The organism is Mesorhizobium sp. M2E.F.Ca.ET.209.01.1.1, from assembly GCF_004010375.2.
GTDB lineage: Bacteria > Pseudomonadota > Alphaproteobacteria > Rhizobiales > Rhizobiaceae > Mesorhizobium.
Map to the genome: position 1 here is coordinate 1 of NZ_SADP02000898.1, position 311 is coordinate 311.

General features: G+C 61.1%; 1 protein-coding gene. It reads right to left on the reverse strand.

The window, feature by feature from the left end; all coding sequences use genetic code 11:
• Positions 1-311: KUP/HAK/KT family potassium transporter (locus EN852_RS38385; protein WP_189546599.1), on the reverse strand; the 311-nt coding region annotated here is incomplete at both ends.

Genomic DNA, 311 nt, shown 5'->3' on the forward strand with positions numbered 1-311 from the left:
AGCGAAAAAGCCCCTGAAATGACCGCCTGGCTGGCAATGACCGTGGCGGCAGTTGCAAGTCCTACCATCGGCATCAGTGCCCAGTCAGGCAGCATCTGGAAGAACGGATTGGTCGGTTTTCCGTCATTGGCGAGCACAAAGGCGCCCTGCCCGAAATAGTTGAGCAGCAGGCAGGGAAACACCACGGAAAACCATGCCAGCACGATCGGCTTGCGTCCGAAATGGCCGAGATCGACATAAAGCGCCTCGGCCCCGGTCACGGCCAGGAACACCGCGCCGACAGTGACGAAGGCGGCGGTGGGTGTGCTGGC